Source organism: Mesorhizobium sp. M7A.F.Ca.CA.004.12.1.1 (genome assembly GCF_003997835.1).
Taxonomy (GTDB): Bacteria; Pseudomonadota; Alphaproteobacteria; order Rhizobiales; family Rhizobiaceae; genus Mesorhizobium.
The window spans coordinates 1-3,401 of record NZ_RZRK01000673.1; the positions used below are offsets into that span (position 1 = coordinate 1).

Sequence of the window (3,401 nt, forward strand, 5' to 3'; positions counted from 1 at the left end):
CGGCATCACGCCGGGACGCAGCGCTGCCCCCAGCCTGCGCTTCAAGGGCAGCCTGGTGCCAACGATGCCCCGCGGCAGCCGGTACCAAAGGATCGCGCCGGCAAGCGCGCCAAGGCCGGCGATGGCAAAAAAAGTTCCGCGCCAGCCGGCAACGGTGGCAACGAGCGCGCCCAGTGGCGCACCGAGCGCAACGGCCACCGTGGTGCCGCCGACGACGACGGCGATGGCACGCGCCCGGTGATGGTCATCGACCAGCGCCACCGCGGTGCCTTGCGCGGTTGCGGCGAACAGGCCCGACGACAGCGCCATGACGATGCGCGCGACCAGCAGCAGTTCGAAGGAGGAACTCAAGGCAGCGGCGACGTTGCCGAGCACGAAGAACACCAGCGTCCACAGGATGACGCGGCGCCGGTCCCACTCGCCTGTCAGCGTCGCCAGGATCGGCGTGCCGATCGCATAGGCGAGCGCAAAGGCGGTGATCAGCGTGCCGGCCAGCGGAATGGAGATACCGGCATCCGCCGCGATGTCGGGCAGAAGGCTGGAGATGACGAAGCCTTCGGTCGAGATCGTGAACGATCCGAGCGCGAGCCAGAAAAGGCGCTTGTCCATGGCGGGATGTCCTTAGTTCAAAAGTTATTGAACAATTGGACACAATAGGGCATCATGTCAATGAAGCCAGGGAAAAATAGCTGAACCTTCCTGACAGCCCTGTGTCAGCACAGGTCGGCGCCAGACGGAGAAAGGCCGCGTGCGGGCCAACAATGATGGATGCGTTGAAATCGGACCCGACTGTGCTTAGTTTCGAGCCATGACCTTGCCACACCCCAATACGGACCAGATCAGCCTGCCGATCGTGCTTGGCGTGCTCGGCGACCCGACCCGGCTCGCCATCGTGCGCTATCTCGCCAGCAAGCAAGGCGTGCCGCTGAACTGCAGCCAGTTCCTCGATTTCGGCTCGAAGACCAATCTGAGCTACCACCTGGCCAAATTGCGCGAGGCCGGCGTCACCCGCGCCGAGGTGGTCGGCACCAACCGCATGATCACACTGCGCCGCGCCGATCTCGACGCCCGCTTCCCCGGCCTGCTCGACAGCGTCATCGCCGCCGCCGGCGACGATCCGGCACTGCCGGCGGTCGGCGGCCACGATATTGAAGTGCACGCCTGACCTTGCAGAACTTGGGTTCCTCGCCCACGAACGTGGGGAAAAGGAAAAGCGGCGTCACACAGGAGCTTCCCGAAATGCGCATCGCCGTCCTCGCCGATATCCACGGCAATGTGCTGGCGCTCGACGCCGTGCTTGACGATCTGGAGCGGCGCGGCGGCGCCGACCTGACCGTCAATCTCGGCGACAGCGTTTCCGGCCCGCTCTGGCCGCGCGAGACATTTGCGCGGTTGGAGGCGCTGAACCTGCCGACCGTGCGCGGCAACCACGACCGCCGTGTCGCCGCCGACCCCGCCGATGACACCATGTGGCCCTCCGACGTCTATGCGCAGGAGCGGCTGACCGAGACGCAGCGCCAGATGCTTTTCGCCCAGCCGCTGACGCTGGAGATCGCACCCGGAATCATCGCTTTCCACGCCCGTCCCGACCATGACGAGAAATATCTCGCCGATACCATCGTCAATGGCCAGCTGGTGCGTGCGCCGTTGGCGGCGATCCGGCGGCGGCTGAAGACGCTCGACCCGGCTTGCCGCATCGCGCTGTGCGGCCACAGCCACCGCGCGGAACTGATCCGCGTCCCCGATGGTCCCGTCATCTTCAATCCGGGCAGCATCGGCTGCCCTGCCTATGAGGATTCCACACCGCCGGCGCATGTCTCCGAGCAGGGCTCGCCGCATGCGCGCTACGGCATCGTCACCTTGGGCAGCAACGGCCAACCCGACCGCTTCGAGGCCATCGCCGTCGACTACGACCACGAGGCGGCCGCCAGGCAAGCCGAACAGGCGGGCCGGCCGGAATGGGCTCACGCGCTCAGAACCGGCTTCATGCCCCTGCCCGGCTGAACGCTCTTGCGTTCATGCCCGGCTGAACGCTCTTGCGCGTTCACGCCCGTCCAGCTGAGCTGCCTCACGGCCCGGCGGTCCGGGTTGAGGCTGGCGAAACGGCGAGCCGAATTTTCGGGCTTACATGGCGCCGCGTCGTCCCTTATAAAACCGGCCGGGCTTGCGGCGGGCTCGATCCGCCGCGGCACGGTATCAGCGCACGGCCAAAAGATGAGGCGCACAGTTACGCTCCGAACAACCCTCCATGCGCTGATTGCGGCTCCGCTGTTGATGACGGCGTGGCCGGTGATTGCCCCCGCTATGGCTGAAGAGATGGCCCAAGAGGCGCCGGAGCTCGTCATCTCCGTCGTCACCGGCCTGGCGCCGGACGACCTTCTCAAAGTCCGCACCACCGCATCGCCGGTCGCCACGGTCGAGGCGCGGCTGAGCAGCGGCGACATGGTCACCAATCTCGGCTGCAACGACATCAACGGCTACAAATGGTGCAAAATCGAAAGCACGGGCAAGGAGAAGCTGAGCGGCTGGGCGCCGGCGCGCTATCTCATCCCCCTCAATCCGGCTCCCTATGTCGAAGGCGAGACAAGACCGGCCGACGCGCCGGTGGTTGCCTCCACCGGCAGCGCCAATGACGCCGGGCAGTCCTCGGCGCCGGATCAATCCCATGCCACCGGCCCGGCCAACAGCGCGCCGGTCGCACCGCCCGACCTGACGGCGCGGCTTGGCGGCGCCGGCCCGGCAGCCGAAAGCACGCCAAAATCCGCCGCCGAAATCGGCCGCGCCGCCATGCAGGATGCGTACGTACTGGCGCTGGCGGCGCCTGACGTCTCGCCGGATCCCGAGATTCCCTGCGCCCGCTATGTCGGCCAGCCGATGGAGCGCTGCAAGGTCAGCGTGGTGCACACCGCCGACAAGGCGAACATCACTGTGACCTGGCCCGACGGCGGCACGCGCATCATTTCCTTCCGTGCCGGCCAGCCGGCCGGTTCCGACGCGCCCGGCGACTTCCGCTTCACCCGCGAAGGCAGCCTCAACATGATCCGCATCGGGGTGGCCGAGCGGTTTGAGATCACGGATACATTGGTGTCGGGGAATTAGCCGGACTCTTTGGATGTCGGCGAGACAGCGCCCCCCTCTGTCCTGCCGGACATCTCCCCCTCAAGTGGGGAGATTGGCAGCTTCAACTTCACAGCTTTTTTCTAACGTCGAAAATTGGCGAAAATGGTCGCGACGTCCGATCTCCCCCCTTGAGGCAGGGCTATCGCATATGGGTTCTTGCGAAGAAGGACCCTCCCCACAAGGGGGAGGGAACGCTGCCGCGCACCGATCCTTTTGGCGTCTGAAACATTGGCAGTTTGCCGTTGTCAGCGCCGACTGGAGTCTCCCTCCCCCTTGTGGGG

General features: G+C 66.0%; 4 protein-coding genes. 3 read left to right on the top strand and 1 reads right to left on the bottom strand.

The annotated features are described in order from the left end of the window. The coding region (locus EN984_RS27395) for an MFS transporter (RefSeq protein WP_164765679.1) at positions 1-609 on the bottom strand (609 nt) is incomplete at its 3' end. A 199-nt stretch (positions 610-808) separates the two neighbouring features. Here EN984_RS27395 and EN984_RS27400 point away from each other — a divergent pair. The 3 genes from EN984_RS27400 (at position 809) to EN984_RS27410 (ending at position 3,099) form a co-directional block, all read left to right on the top strand. After that, the gene (locus EN984_RS27400) at positions 809-1,165 is read left to right on the top strand and encodes a helix-turn-helix transcriptional regulator (RefSeq protein ID WP_127269317.1); all 357 of its coding nucleotides are present in this window, start codon (positions 809-811) and stop codon (positions 1,163-1,165) included. A gap of 74 nt (positions 1,166-1,239) precedes the next feature. Further along, positions 1,240-2,004: a metallophosphoesterase family protein gene (locus tag EN984_RS27405; RefSeq protein ID WP_127271223.1), complete on the top strand. Its 765-nt coding sequence runs from the start codon at positions 1,240-1,242 to the stop codon at positions 2,002-2,004. A 300-nt stretch (positions 2,005-2,304) separates the two neighbouring features. Then, positions 2,305-3,099, top strand: a complete 795-nt coding sequence (locus EN984_RS27410; protein ID WP_306663754.1) for an SH3 domain-containing protein — start codon at positions 2,305-2,307, stop codon at positions 3,097-3,099. The last annotated feature ends 302 nt before the right edge of the window (positions 3,100-3,401 follow it).